Annotated in this window: 16 protein-coding genes; 11 read left to right on the top strand and 5 right to left on the bottom strand. The window is 72.2% G+C overall.

The features are described 5' to 3' along the window. The first annotated feature begins 11 nt into the window (after window positions 1–11). The 3 genes from ACW14Y_RS07600 (at window position 12) to ACW14Y_RS07590 (ending at window position 1,807) form a co-directional block, all read left to right on the top strand. Complete coding sequence (locus ACW14Y_RS07600) at window positions 12–782, top strand: SDR family NAD(P)-dependent oxidoreductase (protein ID WP_456986308.1); 771 nt, start codon at window positions 12–14, stop codon at window positions 780–782. A 73-nt stretch (window positions 783–855) separates the two neighbouring features. Continuing rightward, on the top strand, window positions 856–1,275 hold the full coding sequence (locus ACW14Y_RS07595) for an ester cyclase (protein ID WP_030398551.1): 420 nt from the start codon (window positions 856–858) through the stop codon (window positions 1,273–1,275). Window positions 1,276–1,396: 121 nt separating this feature from the next. Beyond that, window positions 1,397–1,807: a nuclear transport factor 2 family protein gene (locus ACW14Y_RS07590; RefSeq protein ID WP_456986307.1), complete on the top strand. Its 411-nt coding sequence runs from the start codon at window positions 1,397–1,399 to the stop codon at window positions 1,805–1,807. Window positions 1,808–1,865: 58 nt separating this feature from the next. On the opposite strand, the gene ACW14Y_RS07585 is transcribed toward ACW14Y_RS07590, so the two are convergent. Both ACW14Y_RS07585 and ACW14Y_RS07580 read right to left on the bottom strand, forming a co-directional pair. Then, window positions 1,866–2,294: a TipAS antibiotic-recognition domain-containing protein gene (locus tag ACW14Y_RS07585; protein WP_456986306.1), complete on the bottom strand. Its 429-nt coding sequence runs from the start codon at window positions 2,292–2,294 to the stop codon at window positions 1,866–1,868. A 170-nt stretch (window positions 2,295–2,464) separates the two neighbouring features. Further along, the gene (locus ACW14Y_RS07580) at window positions 2,465–2,776 is read right to left on the bottom strand and encodes a hypothetical protein (RefSeq protein WP_375924981.1); all 312 of its coding nucleotides are present in this window, start codon (window positions 2,774–2,776) and stop codon (window positions 2,465–2,467) included. 80 nt (window positions 2,777–2,856) lie between these two features. Here ACW14Y_RS07580 and ACW14Y_RS07575 point away from each other — a divergent pair, with 80 nt between their 5' ends. The 7 genes from ACW14Y_RS07575 to ACW14Y_RS07545 all read left to right on the top strand — a co-directional run bounded on the left by ACW14Y_RS07575 (window position 2,857) and on the right by ACW14Y_RS07545 (window position 10,827). Beyond that, the gene (locus tag ACW14Y_RS07575; RefSeq protein WP_456986305.1) at window positions 2,857–3,741 is read left to right on the top strand and encodes a LysR family transcriptional regulator; all 885 of its coding nucleotides are present in this window, start codon (window positions 2,857–2,859) and stop codon (window positions 3,739–3,741) included. Window positions 3,742–3,875: 134 nt separating this feature from the next. Then, a complete protein-coding gene (locus ACW14Y_RS07570; protein ID WP_456986304.1) occupies window positions 3,876–4,331 on the top strand; it encodes a VOC family protein in 456 nt (151 codons plus the stop codon). A 202-nt stretch (window positions 4,332–4,533) separates the two neighbouring features. Next, window positions 4,534–6,213 carry an ABC transporter substrate-binding protein gene (locus tag ACW14Y_RS07565; RefSeq protein WP_380303227.1) on the top strand — a complete coding sequence of 560 codons (1,680 nt, stop codon included), beginning with the start codon at window positions 4,534–4,536 and terminating at the stop codon, window positions 6,211–6,213. Next, window positions 6,210–7,205 (top strand): ABC transporter permease, encoded by a 996-nt coding sequence (locus ACW14Y_RS07560; protein WP_456986303.1) that lies wholly within the window; start codon window positions 6,210–6,212, stop codon window positions 7,203–7,205. Before ACW14Y_RS07565 ends, ACW14Y_RS07560 begins: the two co-directional genes overlap by 4 nt. Before the next feature lie 6 nt (window positions 7,206–7,211). Next, entirely contained in the window at window positions 7,212–8,129 is a 918-nt protein-coding gene (locus ACW14Y_RS07555; RefSeq protein WP_456986302.1) for an ABC transporter permease, read from the top strand. After that, window positions 8,126–9,934, top strand: coding sequence for a dipeptide ABC transporter ATP-binding protein (locus ACW14Y_RS07550; protein WP_456986301.1), 1,809 nt, complete (start codon window positions 8,126–8,128; stop codon window positions 9,932–9,934). Before ACW14Y_RS07555 ends, ACW14Y_RS07550 begins: the two co-directional genes overlap by 4 nt. Beyond that, entirely contained in the window at window positions 9,931–10,827 is an 897-nt protein-coding gene (locus ACW14Y_RS07545) for a metallophosphoesterase family protein (protein WP_456986300.1), read from the top strand. Before ACW14Y_RS07550 ends, ACW14Y_RS07545 begins: the two co-directional genes overlap by 4 nt. 21 nt (window positions 10,828–10,848) lie before the next feature. Here the strand turns inward: ACW14Y_RS07545 and ACW14Y_RS07540 are convergent, their stop codons facing one another. Beyond that, window positions 10,849–11,148, bottom strand: coding sequence for a hypothetical protein (locus tag ACW14Y_RS07540; protein ID WP_456986299.1), 300 nt, complete (start codon window positions 11,146–11,148; stop codon window positions 10,849–10,851). 120 nt (window positions 11,149–11,268) lie between these two features. Then, window positions 11,269–11,685, bottom strand: coding sequence for a GNAT family N-acetyltransferase (locus tag ACW14Y_RS07535; RefSeq protein ID WP_456986298.1), 417 nt, complete (start codon window positions 11,683–11,685; stop codon window positions 11,269–11,271). A 647-nt stretch (window positions 11,686–12,332) separates the two neighbouring features. Here ACW14Y_RS07535 and ACW14Y_RS07530 point away from each other — a divergent pair. Beyond that, window positions 12,333–12,947, top strand: a complete 615-nt coding sequence (locus ACW14Y_RS07530) for a hypothetical protein (protein WP_456986297.1) — start codon at window positions 12,333–12,335, stop codon at window positions 12,945–12,947. A gap of 103 nt (window positions 12,948–13,050) precedes the next feature. On the opposite strand, the gene ACW14Y_RS07525 is transcribed toward ACW14Y_RS07530, so the two are convergent. Further along, entirely contained in the window at window positions 13,051–13,446 is a 396-nt protein-coding gene (locus ACW14Y_RS07525) for a hypothetical protein (protein ID WP_380441683.1), read from the bottom strand. Window positions 13,447–13,777: the final 331 nt, after the last annotated feature.

Below are 13,777 nucleotides of genomic sequence, written 5' to 3'. Positions count from 1 at the left end.
AGGACACAGGCATGACCCACCCCGTAGTACTGGTCACCGGCGCGGCGTCGGGCATCGGCGAGGCGACGACGCGGCTGTTCGCCGAGCGGGGCCACCGCGTGGTCGCCGTGGACGTCGACAAGGCGGGCCTGGACGCGCTCGCCGGTATCGACGGCGTCGTGACCCTGGCCGGTGACGTGTCGTCGGAGGAGACCAACCTCCGCGCGGTCGCGCTCGCCCAGGAGCGGTGGGGGCGGCTGGACGCGGCGGTCCTGAACGCCGGGACGGGCGGCGGCGGGCCGCTGGAGGCGCCGGGCGCGATCGACCGCTTCGACCGGCTGTTCCAGGTGAACGTGCGCAGCGTGGTGCTCGGGATCCGCGCCGCCGTACCGGCGCTGCGGGAGGCCGGCGGCGGGGCGATCGTCGCCACCTCCTCCGTCTCCGGCCTGCGCGGCGACCCGGGGACCTGGGCGTACAACGCGACCAAGGCGGCGGTGATCAACCTGGTCCGCGCCACGGCCATCGACTACGCGGCCCAGAACATCCGGATCAACGCGATCGCGCCCGGCGGCACGGTCACCGGTCTGACGGCCGGGCAGGTCGCCGACCCGGAGTTCTCGGCCTTCATCACCCGCCGGATCCCGGCCCAGCGCTGGGGGGCGGCGAGCGAACAGGCCGAGGTGGTCTGGTTCCTGGCCTCCCCGGCGGCCTCCTACGTCACCGGGGTCACCGTCCCGGTCGACGGCGGGCTGAGCGCCAACGGCGGCATCCTGCTCCCGCCGCCGGCGGCCCCGTCCCGCTGATCCGCAGCGAGTACCACCACCACCGATTTCCTTTCCATCCCGATTTTCCGTCCACCGAAGAGAGCGAGAAGCCATGAGCATCGAGGCGAACAAGGCCCTGGTCGAGCGGTACTACCACGAGCTGGTCACCGGCCAGCGGGTCGAGCTGCTGGAGGAGCTGGTCGCCGAGGACGCCGCCGACGAGACCCGGGTCGGCCCGGGCGGCAGCGGCACCCGCGCGGACTTCGAGGAGCACCTGCGCTGGCTGTGGCAGAACGTCCGTGACGTGAAGGCCACCGTGGAGGACCTGGTGGCCGAGGGGGACCGGGTGATCGCGTTCTGGCGGATCGAGGGCACCCACGTCGGACCGATCTTCGGCGTGCCGGCCACCGGCCGTTCCTTCGTGGGCCACAGCATCAGCTGGCTGACGGTGCGGGACAACAAGGTCGTCCGCTACAACGTGCTCCCGGACCGCCTGGGCATCGTCCAGCAGCTGGCCCCGGCCATCGTCTGACCCCGCCCACCTGCCCCCGGGCCCGGCCGCTTCCTTCTCCCCTTCGGCCGGGCCCGGCCCCGTTCCACCGACCACCCACTCATCCACCTGTCGCACCACCACAACCCTCAGGAGACCGCCCATGACGACCGGCCCGACCCCGGCCGACGCCGAGGAGCTGCGCCAGCTGCTCGCCCGTTTCTCGCACGTCTTCGACAATGCCGACGCGCAGGCGCTGGCCGAGGTGTTCGCCGAGGACGGGGTGATCGAACTCACCCGCACCGGCGCGGTGTTCACCGGCCTGGAGAAGATCCGGGTGTTCGCCCGCGACCTGGGCCCGGAGCACCCGGACCACCAGACCCTGGACTCGGTCTTCACCGTCGACGAGGACGGCACCTTCCGCGGCCGCAGCCGCTACCTGGCGATCCTGCCGGACGGCAGCGTCCACAACGGCGACTACTTCGACGTGTACACCCGCACCCCGGACGGCTGGCGGATCGCCCACCGCCGCTCCGTCCCCCGCTACCCGCTCCAGCGCCACCACCGGGCCTGAGCCCCACGCAACGGCGGGTGCGCCCGGACCCCGGCCCGGACGCACCCGCCGACGCGTGTCAGCGGCCGGTGCCGCCCGGCCCCACCGGAGCCCCGGATCCCGCCCCCGGGGCGAACCCGGCCCCCTGATCGGCGAACACCCTGATCGCGGCACCCAGGAAGTCGACCATCCCGGGGTGGTAGGAATCGTGGAACGCCCTCATGGCCTCGTCCTCGGCGTAGAAGAGCGACATGCCGACGTAGGCCTCCCTGGAGGGGATGTAGAACCGGCAGACGATGTCGAAGTGCCTGCGGACGAGTTCCTGGACCTCCTGGTCCCCGGGCAGGGCGCCGTCGTTCAGGAAGACCGTGATCTCCCGGTACAGGACGTCCCAGTCCTGGTGGACCCGCGCCCTGTCCACATGCTCCCAGTCGTTGGTCCCGGCCAGGCTCCTCGCCTGCTCCTCGGCCAACGACCGGCGACACTCGTCCTCGTAACTGTTCCCCATGGCACCGGTTCCCGTCGTACCTCTACCTCCTCGGTGGATTCCCAAGAGGTGGCCGACCCGCCGACATCGACCGACCGCCGATGATCAACTGTCGATCCAGGCCGAACGGTGACAGACAGGTGTCGGCGCGGCAAGCCATTTCTTGACCCCCGCCCGCGCTACGGCCCCGGTCAGGGGGCGGAGAGGCGCAGCTTGAACGGCGAGCCGTCGGAGCCGGGCGTCCAGCCGTTCGACCGCGCGGCCCGGACACCCGCGGCGACCTCGCGGGGCAGGACGAGCTCGGCCCGCACCGTGCCCGGTTCCATGACGGCCGGTCGGCCGGTGTCCACGACGAGCACCGTCCCGGGACGGGCCGCCTCCTCCACCACGTATCCCAGGGTGCCGAGGTGGTACTCGCAGCACCGGTCGTTCCGTCGCACCCGCCAGCGGTACTCGACGCCGTCGACCACGATGCGGCGGGAACTCTTCTTCGCCAGTGCCACGCTGTTCGCCCCTCCCCGGACCGCCGACCGACGGCAGCCCCGACACCACCCGACAAAACACGGCCACTAGCCTACGGATCATGGAACGGCGCGACATCGAGATCTTCCTGACCCTGGCCGAGGAACTGCACTTCGGACGCACGGCCGAGCGGCTGGGGGTGAGCGGCGCCCGGGTCAGCCAGACCGTCAAGCAGTTGGAGCGCCGGTTCGGGGTGGTGCTGTTCCTGCGGACCAGTCGGCACGTCGCGCTCACTCCCGTCGGCAGCGCGCTGCGCGACGACGTCCGGGCCGGCCACCGGCTCATCCAGGAGGGCATCGCCAAGGCGGTCGCCGCCGGGCGGGGCTTCACCGGCGTCCTGCGGGTGGGGTTCTCCAGCCCGCTGGTCGGCGAGGCCGTGATGGCCGCCGCCGCGGTGTTCCGCACCCACCACCCCGAGTGCGAGGTCCGCATCCGCGAGGTGCACCTGTCCGACGCCTTCGGCGCCCTGCGGGCCGGGGAGCTCGACCTTCAGATCACCGAGTTCCCGGTGGACGAGCCCGACCTCGCCGTCGGACCGGAGCTCCTGCGCGACGAACGCATGCTGGCCGTGTCCGCCGGGCACCCGTTCGCCGGCAAGGACCACGTGACCGTGGAGGACCTCGCCAGGGACACCGTCCTCGTGCCCGCGGACGCGCCCGCGTACCTGCTCGACGCCCTCGTGCCGCCGAGGACCCCGAGCGGACGGCCCGTCCAGCGGACGCACACGCTCACCTCGCGCCAGGAACTGCTGACCCTGGTCGGTGCCGGCGCCGGCATGGCGATCGTGGGCGGCCAGGCCGTCCGGCACCACAGCCGCCCCGACATCGTGTACATCCCGATCGCCGACCTCCCTCCGATCGCGTACGGACCGGTCTGGAGCGCCGCCGCCGGGACCACCCGCGTCCGTGCGTTCACCGACCTCCTCCGGGCGGAACTCGGCCGGTGACCGGAACGGCCGCCGACGCGCCCGGCCGGCCCCGATCATTAACTCCAGGGTTAACGATCCTTTCGGATTCCGTCGTTGTTGCCGGTGCGCCGGCCGCCGAGGATGGAGGCACAGCAACGGCGAAAGGAAAGACCATGGCAAACCCGGTGCCCGACGAGTACAAGGGCGGCGTCCCGTACCTCAACGTCCACGACGCCAGGGCGGCGATCGACTTCTACAGGAACGCCTTCGGCGCGGACGTCCTGATCGAGATCCCGCGCCAGGGCGACAGGATCGCCCACGCCGAGTTCCGGATCGGCAGCGCCGTCTTCATGCTGCGCGACGAGTACCCGGAGTACGGCTTCCGCAGCCCGCGGACGATCGGCGGAACCGCGGTCAACCTCATGGTCTTCGTCCCGGACGTCGAAGCCCTCGCCGAACGGGCCGCGGCCGCGGGCGCCCGCGTCGTCCGCCCGGTCGAGATGCAGTTCCACGGCGACCTCCAGACCGAACTCGAGGACCCCTTCGGCCACTCCTGGTTCTTCGCCACCCGCGTCGCCGAGATGGACGCACAGGAGCTCCACGACACCGCGGCCGCCGTCAACCTGTGACCGGTGCCGAGCCGAGGAGGGCCGCATCCCCGGGGCCGCGCACACCCGCCGTGCGGCCCCGGGGGGCGACCGCCCGGTTGTGGTCCGGACGAGAGGGCCTAAGGGTGCGCTAGGGGTCCGGTAGGGGTTCGCCGCCGTCGGCCCGTCGATAGCGTCCCGGTATTCCTCCCACCGCCCCTCGTACCCCGACGGAGTCACCAGCATGGCCATCACCGGGCCCCGGCCCCTTCCGCTGCTCGCCGCCCTCACCGCCGGAGCGCTGCTCCTGGCGGGCTGCAGCTCCGGCACCGGCTCCGGCGACGGTGCGGCCGCGACGGCCGGCGCCGCCGGAATCGACGAGAAGCCGGTCCAGGGCGGCGCGCTGACGTACGCCACCGACGTCGAGCCGATCTCCTTCGACATCCACGTCAGCCAGCAGGACATCACCGGCGCCATCCAGCGCAACGTCTTCGACTCCCTCGTCCACCAGGACGACAAGGGCGAGTTCCAGCCCTGGCTGGCCAAGTCCTGGGAGATCGCGCCGGACCTCAAGAGCTACACGTTCCACCTGCGCGAGGACGTCAAGTTCACCGACGGCACGGTCTTCGACGCCGAGGCGGTCAAGGCCAACTTCGACCGGATCGTCGCCAAGGAGACCAAGTCCCAGTACGCGGCCAGCCTGCTCGGCCCCTACACGGGGACCGAGGTGGTCGACGCGCACACGGTCAAGGTGAACTTCTCCGAGCCGTTCGCGCCCTTCCTCCAGGCCGCCAGCACCGCCTACCTCGGCTTCTACTCGCCGAAGGCCATCAAGGAGAACGGCTCCAAGCTCGGCGCGGGAGGCCCGGCCGACGTCGGCACCGGCCCGTTCGTGTTCACCGGCTACACCAAGGGCCAGAGCGCCGTCTTCACCCGCAACCCGGACTACAACTGGGCGCCGCCGAGCGCCAACCACCAGGGCCCCGCCTACCTGGAGAAGCTCACCATCCGCTTCCTCACCGAGGACTCGGTCCGGGTCGGCGCCCTCAGCAGCGGACAGGTGCAGGTCGCCGAGCCGATCCCGCCGGCCGACGTGCGCACCGTCCAGGGCGATCCCAAGCTCCGCACCATCGCCACCGACGCGCCCGGCGCCAACTACGCGCTGGTGCTCAACACCACCAAGGCGCCGCTGGACGACCCGAAGGTCCGCAAGGCCGTGCAGCGCGGCATCGACCTCGACACCGACATCCAGTCCGTCTACTTCGGCGTCTACAAGCGGGCCTGGAGCCCGATCGCGCCGAGCACCCCGTACTACGACAAGTCGCTGGAGAAGTCCTGGCCGTACGACAAGGCGGCGGCCGAGAAGGCGCTCGACGAGGCCGGCTGGACCGCCCGTGACGGCGAGGGCTACCGCACCAAGGACGGCAAGCGGCTCTCGCTGGAGTGGCCGCTGCCGCCCGCCGAGTTCGTGCGCGAGCAGCGCGAGACCCTCGGCCAGGCGATCCAGGCCGACCTGAAGAAGATCGGCGTCGAGGTCACCCGCCCCCGGCTGGACATCGGCACCTACATCGCCAACGTCTACGGCGGCAAGGAGCACATCGCCGACTACAGCTGGGCCCGCTTCGACCCGGACGTGCTGCGGCTCTACTTCAACAGCGCCAGCAAGCCCTCCACCGGCGGCCAGAACGCCACCTTCTACGAGGACGCCCAGCTCGACGAGTGGACCACCAAGGGCAAGGGGACGTTCGACAAGGCCGTCCGCCAGGACGTCTACACCAAGACGCAGCAGCGCGCGATCGAGCTCGGGCTGATCGTCCCGCTGTACGTGCGCACCGCCGTGGTCGGCACCGCGGCCAAGGTCCGCGGGTTGACCGCCGACCCCAACACCTGGCTCGCCTTCCACGACGCCTGGCTCGCCAAGTGAGCACCGGAACCACCGGGTTCGCGGAGCCGGCGGTCACGCCGGCGCCGGCCCGCAGCGGCGCCCCGCGCCTGCTGCGGGCCGCCGCGCGGCGGCTGCTCGGCGCGGCCGCCGTCCTGCTCGGCGCCGCCACCGTCGCCTTCGCGGCGCTCCAGCTCGTCCCCGGGGACCCGGTCACCGTGATGCTCGGCCCCGGCACCGCCGCCACCCCCGAGGTCAAGGCGGCGATCCAGCAGCAGTACGGCCTGGACCGGCGGGTGCCCGTGCAGTACCTCACCTACCTGGGCCACCTGCTCACCGGCGACCTCGGCGAGTCCTACCAGCTGCAGCGCCCGGTCGTCGACCTGATCGGCGACCAGCTCGGCCCGACCGTCCAACTCGGCGCCGCCGCACTCGCCCTGGCCGTCCTGCTGGCCCTGCTCGCGGCGGTCGGCACGGCCGGCCGCCGGCCCGCCCTGCGCGCGCTCAGCTCCTTCGCCGAACTGCTCTCCGTCTCCAGCCCCTCGTACTGGATCGGGATCCTGCTGCTCACCGCGTTCTCCTTCCAGCTGCGGATCTTCCCGGTCGCCGGGGACGACGGCCTCGTCGCGCTGGTACTGCCCGCCGTGACGCTGGCCCTGCCCGTCGCCGGGATGCTCGCACAGGTGCTGCGCGAGGGACTGGAGACGGCGCTCGGGCAGCCGTTCGTGCTCACCGCCCGTTCCCGGGGCGTGGGTTCGGCCGCCGTGGTGCTGCGGCACGCGCTGCGGCACGCGGCCGTGCCGGTGGTCACCCTCACCGGCTGGCTGACCGGATCGCTGCTCGGCGGGGCGGTGCTGGTCGAGTCCGTGTTCGGCCGGCCCGGCATCGGCGCGCTGACCCTCCAGGCGACCACCAACAAGGACCTGCCGCTGGTGATCGGGCTGGTCCTGCTCTCCGCGCTGGTCTTCGTGGTGATCTCCGCCCTCGTCGACCTGCTCTACCTCGTCATCGACCCACGGCTGAGGACCGACTGAACCGCTATGGCCCATACCACTGTTGACTCAGCCCCCGGTCCCGACGCCGCGCCCGACGCCGCGCTCCTCAAGACGCCCGAGGCCCCGGCCCCGGCCCCGGTCGCGTCCGCCCGTCGGCGGCCCCCGCTCGCCCTCCTCCTCGCCCTGGCCGCGCTCGCCCTGCTGCTGCTCGCCGCACTCGCCCCCGGTCTGCTCACCTCCGCCTCGCCCATCGAGACCCACCCGGTCGAGGCACTCACCCCGCCCGGCGCCGCGCACTGGTTCGGCACCGACCAGCTCGGCCGCGACCTCTTCGCCCGCGTCCTGCACGGCGCCCGGCCGTCCCTGCTGCTCGGCCTCGGCGCCACCGCCTTCGCCATCACCGGCGGCACCCTGCTCGGCCTCGCCGCCGCGCTCGGCGGCCGCTGGGCGGACCAGGTCCTGATGCGCCTCGCCGACATCCTGCTCTCGCTGCCGCCGATCCTGCTCGCCCTGCTGGCGGTGACCGTGCTCGGCACCGGCTCGCTCAACGTGATGCTCGCCATCGCGATCGCCTTCGTGCCCGGCTACGCCCGGATCGTGCGCGCCGAGACCCTGGTCGTCCGCCGCTCCGGGTACGTGGAGGCGGCGGTCGGACTCGGCCTGCCGCGCCCGCTGCTGATCGTCCGGCACGTGCTGCCGAACGCCGTCGGGCCGATGCTGGTGCTCGCCACCGTCGGCTTCGGCACCGCGCTGATCGCCGCCGCCGGGCTCAGCTTCCTCGGCCTCGGCCCGCAGCCGCCCAGCCCCGAGTGGGGCGCGATGCTCTCCCAGGGGCGGCGCTTCCTCGCCACCGCCTGGTGGGTCGGCGTCTTCCCGGGCGCCGCGATCACCGCGACGGCCCTGGTCGTCAACGTCCTCGGCCGCCGCGCCCAGGCCCGCTTCACCCGGAGGACCGACGCATGACGCACCCCGCCGCCCCCGGCACCCCGGAGTCCTCCCCGCCCCTGCTCGCCGTCGAGGGCCTCGACGTGAGCTTCGGCCCGGTGCGCGCCGTCCAGGACGTCTCCTTCGCCCTCGACCGGGGCGAGTGCCTGGCCGTGGTCGGCGAGTCCGGCTCCGGCAAGAGCGTCACCGCCCGCACCCTGGTCGGCCTCACCGGCGCCGGCGGCCGCGTCCCCGCCGCCGTCTCCGCCCGCCGGCTCGCCTTCGACGGCCTCGACCTCGCCACCCTCACCGAGGCCCAGTGGCGGGCGGTGCGCGGACGGCGGATCGGCCTGGTCCTCCAGGACGCCCTGGTCTCGCTCGACCCGCTGCGCACCGTCGGCGCCGAGATCGCCGAACCGCTGCGCGTCCACCGCCTCGCCGCCCGCGCCGAACTCCCCGCCCGGGTCCGCTCCCTGCTCGAACGGACCGGCGTCCCCGAACCGGAACGCCGCGCCGCCCAGTACGCCCACCAGCTCTCCGGCGGCCTGCGCCAGCGCGCCCTGATCGCCTCCGCGCTCGCCGCCGAACCGGACCTGCTGATCGCCGACGAGCCGACCACCGCCCTGGACGTCACCGTCCAGGCCCAGGTCCTCGACCTGCTCGACGAACTCCGCGGCAAGGGCACCGCCCTCCTGCTGATCAGCCACGACCTGTCGGTGGTCGGCCGCCTCGCCGACCGGGTGGCGGTGATGTTCGGCGGCCGGATCGTCGAGACCGGCCCCGCCGAACGCCTGCTCGCCGAACCGCGCCACCCCTACACCCGCGCCCTGCTCGCCGCCGTCCCCGGCGCCCGCACCCGGGGCACCCGGCTCGCCCCCGAACCGGCCGGCCGCCCCGCCGCCGCCCCCGGCGGCTGCCCCTACGCCGCCCGCTGCGCCGCCGCCGACGACACCTGCCGCAGCACCCTCCCGCCGGTCGACGCGCTCGGCTCGCGGTGCTGGCACCCGACGGCGGTCGGTGCCTCGGCGCTCTCGGTCCGCGAGCCCGATCCGGCCCCGACCGTTGTTGACGGCGCCGACCGCACCCCCCTCCTCGACGTCGACCGGATCGGCCGCTCCTTCGCCGGCCGCCCCGTCGTCCGCGACGTCTCCTTCCGGCTCCACGCGGGTGAAACCCTCGGCCTGGTCGGCGAGTCCGGGTCCGGCAAGACCACCACGGCCCGGATCGTGCTCGGCCTGGAACGCCCCGACACCGGCACCGTCCAGCTCGACGGCCGCCCCTGGAGCGCGCTCACCGAACGGGGACGGCGGGCCGACCGGCTGCGCATCCAGGCCGTCCAGCAGGACCCGCTCGGCTCCTTCGACCCGCGCTTCACCGTCGAACGCCTGGTCGCCGAGGCGGTCGCCCGCACCGGGGTCCCGCGCGGCGAGGAACGGCGTCGCCGGGTCACCGAACTGCTCGACCAGGTCGGCCTGCCCGCCGCCCTGCTGGCCCGCCGCCCGACCGAACTCTCCGGCGGCCAGCGCCAACGCGTCGCCATAGCGCGGGCGTTGGCCCCGGCACCGGCGCTGCTGGTCTGCGACGAACCGGTCTCCGCGCTCGACCTCTCCGTGCAGGCGCAGATCCTCGACCTGCTCGCCGACCTGCGCCGCGAGCTGGGTCTCGCCCTGCTGTTCATCTCGCACGACCTCGGCGTGGTCCAGCACCTCGCCGACCGGGTCGCGGTGATGAAGGACGGCCGGCTCGTCGAGACCGCCACCGTCGACCGGCTCTTCGCGGAGCCCGCCGACCCCTACACCCGCCGGCTGCTCGCCGCCACCGCCCCGGTCGGGGCCGCGCGATGAGCGCGCCGAACCTGCTCGCGGTTGCCGACCTGCACGTCGGCCACGCCGGAAACCGCGCCGTGCTGGAGGCGCTGCGCCCGGCCACCGACGAGGACTGGCTGATCGTGGCCGGCGACGTCGCCGAACGCTTCGACGAGATCGCCGGCGCCCTGGAACTGCTTGCTTCCCGCTTCGCCCGGGTGATCTGGGCGCCCGGCAACCACGAACTCTGGACCCTCCCGGACGACCCGGTCCGGCTGCGCGGCGACGCCCGCTACCGCGCGCTGGTCGAACTCTGCCGTGGGTTGGGCGTGTTGACCCCGGAGGATCCGTACGCGCTGTGGCCGGGCCCGGACGGCCCGGTCGCGGTCGCGCCGATGTTCCTGCTCTACGACTACACGTTCCGCCCGCGCGGGACCGCCACCAAGGACGCGGCGCTCGCCGCCGCACACGCGGCCGGGGTCGTCTGCACGGACGAACTGCTGCTCCACGCCGACCCGTTCCCGGACCGGGAGAGCTGGTGCCAGGCCAGGTTGGCTGTGACGGAGCGCCGCCTGGCGGCTCTGGATCCGGCGCTGCCGACCGTGCTGGTCAACCACTTCCCGCTGCGGCGGGAGCAGACCTACCTGCTGCGCCACCCCGAGTTCGCCCTCTGGTGCGGCACCGAGCAGACGGCCGACTGGCACCGGCGCTTCAACGCCGTTGCCGTGGTCTACGGGCACCTGCACATCCCACGCACGGTGCGCGCGGACGGCGTCCCGTTCCACGAGGTGTCGCTCGGCTACCCGCACGAATGGTCCCGGAGGGGTGGAGTCCCGTCGCCCTTGCACCGCATCCTCCCGGCCCCGCTCCGCCAGTCCGCTGTTGTCCCTCCCACCCTCCGCCCCCTGGTGGGACCCGCCGTGCGGCTCTAGGCGCTGTTCGAGGAGTGATCTTCAGTCGCCGACGAAGACGAGGTAGCGGTGCGGCTTGTGTTCGAGCTGCTCGGCCAGGGCAAGCACTTCTGCTGCTGCCTCGGCCTCGGGTGCTGAAGTGTTGTCGATCAGCGCCTTCAGTTCCGGGACCAGGAGCCGCATCTGCGACTTGTTGAACCGGGTGTCGTCATAGGGATCGACGTGACCGAGCATCGGCAAGGCCAGCGTCGCGGCTCGTCGGCACAGGCCACCGATCGCCGGGTGGGTGCAGGCTGCCAGGGTCTCTCCGGAGTATGTCCGCACATTCACGCTGATCGGCATGCCGCCACCGTAGTCCCGGCCACGTCGGGCAGCGAGATCATTTCCGGAGCGCGGCGGGTAGGTCACGACCGGCACGCGTTCAGCCACCGGGCCGGCTTGACGGAGACCCGCAGCGTCGGTCTACGGCTGATCGAATGCCCAGGTGAGTACCACCTGCCCCGTTTCCGGGACCCCGCCGACGCGGCGGTACGTCGCCAGTGCCGCCGCATTCTCCTCGTCCGTGATCGTCCACACGCCGTAGCAGCCCTGCTCACGTGCCAGGTCCGCAAGCGCCGACACCAGAGCCCGGCCGACGCCACGTTCACGGAACGACTCGTCCACGCCCAGCTCGTACAGGAACATCTCGGTTCCCTTGTCCGGATGGGTCATCTCGACACCGGTGACCATCCCCGCCGGGACGTCGTCCACATAGGCGATCAGGAGATGATGGCGCTCGTCCGTCAGGAACCGTTCAGTTGCCTCCCGCCCTGGGGCGGTGTCGAAGAGATGTCCAGCGGCGTCGACCGCCTCGACCTGAGTGACACGACGGATCTCCATCCGAGGATCCTGGCACGTTCCGCCAGCGGGGGGCGGCCATTCTGCCGCAGCGCGATCCCGACGCCGAACCCATCTCTACGGCCTTGGGAACCGCACTGCTCCGACCTCTGTCGGTTTTTGGGAAGGGCGAACGTCCCCTGATGCGGCACTGGCGGCGCGTGGGTCCCGAGCGGAAGTTCGGGTCAGACGGTGCCGAACTCGCCTGCCTGCACACCTGTGACGAAGGATTGCCAGGCATCGGAGGGGAAAACGCGACGCACTGGTCGGCGAGGTCGGTGGCGGTGGCGACGGGGATGTCGCAGTCCAGGCCCTGGACCGGTCCTGCCGATGGTGCCTGGTGTTCCCGAACCGCCGCAGCCACGACTACGTCCGGGCCGGCACGACCACAAGACGCTCGACATCGAGCGGTGGCTGCTTGCCCGTCCGCGGTTCCACCTGCCCGGTCCGGGCGACGGCTGCTGCGTCTGCGGTTGCCGCACTGGCCGTGTTCTCGGTCAACAGCCTTGGATTTTTCGGTCATTCCGACCGAAAGGTCCTGCCGCACGGGGGCTGACACCCTACCGTGAAGGGGAGTCTGCCCCGGTTCGGGGCGGAACGGGGTGATTGAAGCGCACAGAGGAAGGAAAGCCACGGGGGTACGTGCACGTATGCGTGGGGGCGCGGTCGCGGTGGGGGTCGCGGTGCTGGCGGTCGGGGCCCTGGGGGCCGGGGTGGCTCCGGGGCGGGCGGCGGCTGCCGACCAGTGGCGGCCGCAGCCGGGGACCTTGTACATCTCCGACCTGCCGAAGACCGAGTCGTGGCGCGCCAACCCGACCACCCGGGGGTGGGGCGAGGATTTCGACTGTCAGGTGGGCTGGCCCGCCGAGCCGGCCGAAGTCAATGTGTGGCACCGTGACTTCACCACCGCGGAGACCGCGTTCGCCCAGCAGAAGGTGGCGGTCTTCGACGCGGAGGCCCAGGCCGTCGCCTTCGCGGACAAGGCCCGGCAGGACTACATCGCCTGCGCGCACGCCCCGCAGCGGCCCGGCGTGACCGCGACCTACTTCGACCACGGGGTGATCAACGTCGAGGAGGGTGCCTTCCTTCAGGGGATGCACACCTTCGACTCCAACGCCACCGAGCGCCCCGACTACAACTACCTGTGGGGCGTGGGCCGCGACGGCGACACGGTGACGCTGGTCCTGTGGCAGAGCTACTGGGGCGATCCGCCGGTGATCCCGTGGAAGAACACCCTGAACACCGCGGTGAAGAAGCTGTACTGAGCACCCGCCGCCGACTCCTCGCCGCCGCTCCCGGCGGGGCCGTGGAGCCGGGCGGCGCGGCCACGATCCGTCTATGGTTCCGTCCGGAGTGAAGCGCCCCGGGTCAGAGGTCCGTGGCACCCGGGTAGTGGTGGCGAAGTTCGTTGAGTACGCGCTCGTCGACAGCCCTGACATCCCACAAAGAGCTGTCGAATTCGGTCAGGACGAGCATGAGTTCGTCCCCGGCGAACCCACGTGCTTCGGCGTCGATCAACTGAAGGAAGGGCGTCGTCAACGACAACAGCGTCAACGTGTCCATGCCTGCGTCGGCGGACCTCCTCTCCATCTCGACACAGCGAGGATCGACGATCTCATCGAATTCGATGCGCCACGTCAGGTCCAGACCGAAGCTGCCGAGGCGAACCAGTAGCTCGGCCAGGGTCACGTAGTGCTTTCCGTGCCAGGCAGGAAACGTGATCCCCTTCATCCCCGTCTCTGCTTCGGCGGTATCGCGTGACATGCGGCCTCCTTCGTTCAGCAAACACTAGGCCATCAGCTCATACGACCCATCGGACAGGACCTAACCCGAGGCGCCCACCTCCCCCCTCCCTGCCTCCCCACCTCCTCCGCGGCACCCCCGCCGAAGGGCCCAACCCCGCCGGGCCCTTGCGCGGTGCCACAAGTCGGTGCCGTCCTTGGGAGAGTGGGAAGTCGGCCCCGTCGACTTCCCACTCCGGATCACAGCATCCGCGGTCGGTGTGCCGCAAAGGTGCTCCGTTGCCGTGTCCGTGGAGCCGGACTCCCAGGCTCGACACGTGGGCCCCGACCGGGAGTCCGGTCGGGGCCCAGGA

It is taken from the genome of Kitasatospora sp. cg17-2, assembly GCF_054031055.1.
Note: the sequence above shows the minus strand (reverse complement) of the source record. Positions and strands in the feature narration are given on the sequence as shown.

What these genes read in the sequence shown, in the direction of transcription:
- ACW14Y_RS07600 (WP_456986308.1), top strand. Translation starts at nt 12, where the DNA reads ATGACCCACCCCGTAGTACTGGTCACCGGCGCGGCGTCGGGCATCGGC.
- ACW14Y_RS07595 (WP_030398551.1), top strand. Translation starts at nt 856, where the DNA reads ATGAGCATCGAGGCGAACAAGGCCCTGGTCGAGCGGTACTACCACGAG.
- ACW14Y_RS07590 (WP_456986307.1), top strand. Translation starts at nt 1,397, where the DNA reads ATGACGACCGGCCCGACCCCGGCCGACGCCGAGGAGCTGCGCCAGCTG.
- ACW14Y_RS07585 (WP_456986306.1), bottom strand. Translation starts at nt 2,294, where the DNA reads ATGGGGAACAGTTACGAGGACGAGTGTCGCCGGTCGTTGGCCGAGGAG.
- ACW14Y_RS07575 (WP_456986305.1), top strand. Translation starts at nt 2,857, where the DNA reads ATGGAACGGCGCGACATCGAGATCTTCCTGACCCTGGCCGAGGAACTG.
- ACW14Y_RS07570 (WP_456986304.1), top strand. Translation starts at nt 3,876, where the DNA reads ATGGCAAACCCGGTGCCCGACGAGTACAAGGGCGGCGTCCCGTACCTC.
- ACW14Y_RS07565 (WP_380303227.1), top strand. Translation starts at nt 4,534, where the DNA reads ATGGCCATCACCGGGCCCCGGCCCCTTCCGCTGCTCGCCGCCCTCACC.
- ACW14Y_RS07555 (WP_456986302.1), top strand. Translation starts at nt 7,212, where the DNA reads ATGGCCCATACCACTGTTGACTCAGCCCCCGGTCCCGACGCCGCGCCC.
- ACW14Y_RS07550 (WP_456986301.1), top strand. Translation starts at nt 8,126, where the DNA reads ATGACGCACCCCGCCGCCCCCGGCACCCCGGAGTCCTCCCCGCCCCTG.
- ACW14Y_RS07545 (WP_456986300.1), top strand. Translation starts at nt 9,931, where the DNA reads ATGAGCGCGCCGAACCTGCTCGCGGTTGCCGACCTGCACGTCGGCCAC.
- ACW14Y_RS07540 (WP_456986299.1), bottom strand. Translation starts at nt 11,148, where the DNA reads ATGCCGATCAGCGTGAATGTGCGGACATACTCCGGAGAGACCCTGGCA.
- ACW14Y_RS07535 (WP_456986298.1), bottom strand. Translation starts at nt 11,685, where the DNA reads ATGGAGATCCGTCGTGTCACTCAGGTCGAGGCGGTCGACGCCGCTGGA.
- ACW14Y_RS07530 (WP_456986297.1), top strand. Translation starts at nt 12,333, where the DNA reads ATGCGTGGGGGCGCGGTCGCGGTGGGGGTCGCGGTGCTGGCGGTCGGG.
- ACW14Y_RS07525 (WP_380441683.1), bottom strand. Translation starts at nt 13,446, where the DNA reads ATGTCACGCGATACCGCCGAAGCAGAGACGGGGATGAAGGGGATCACG.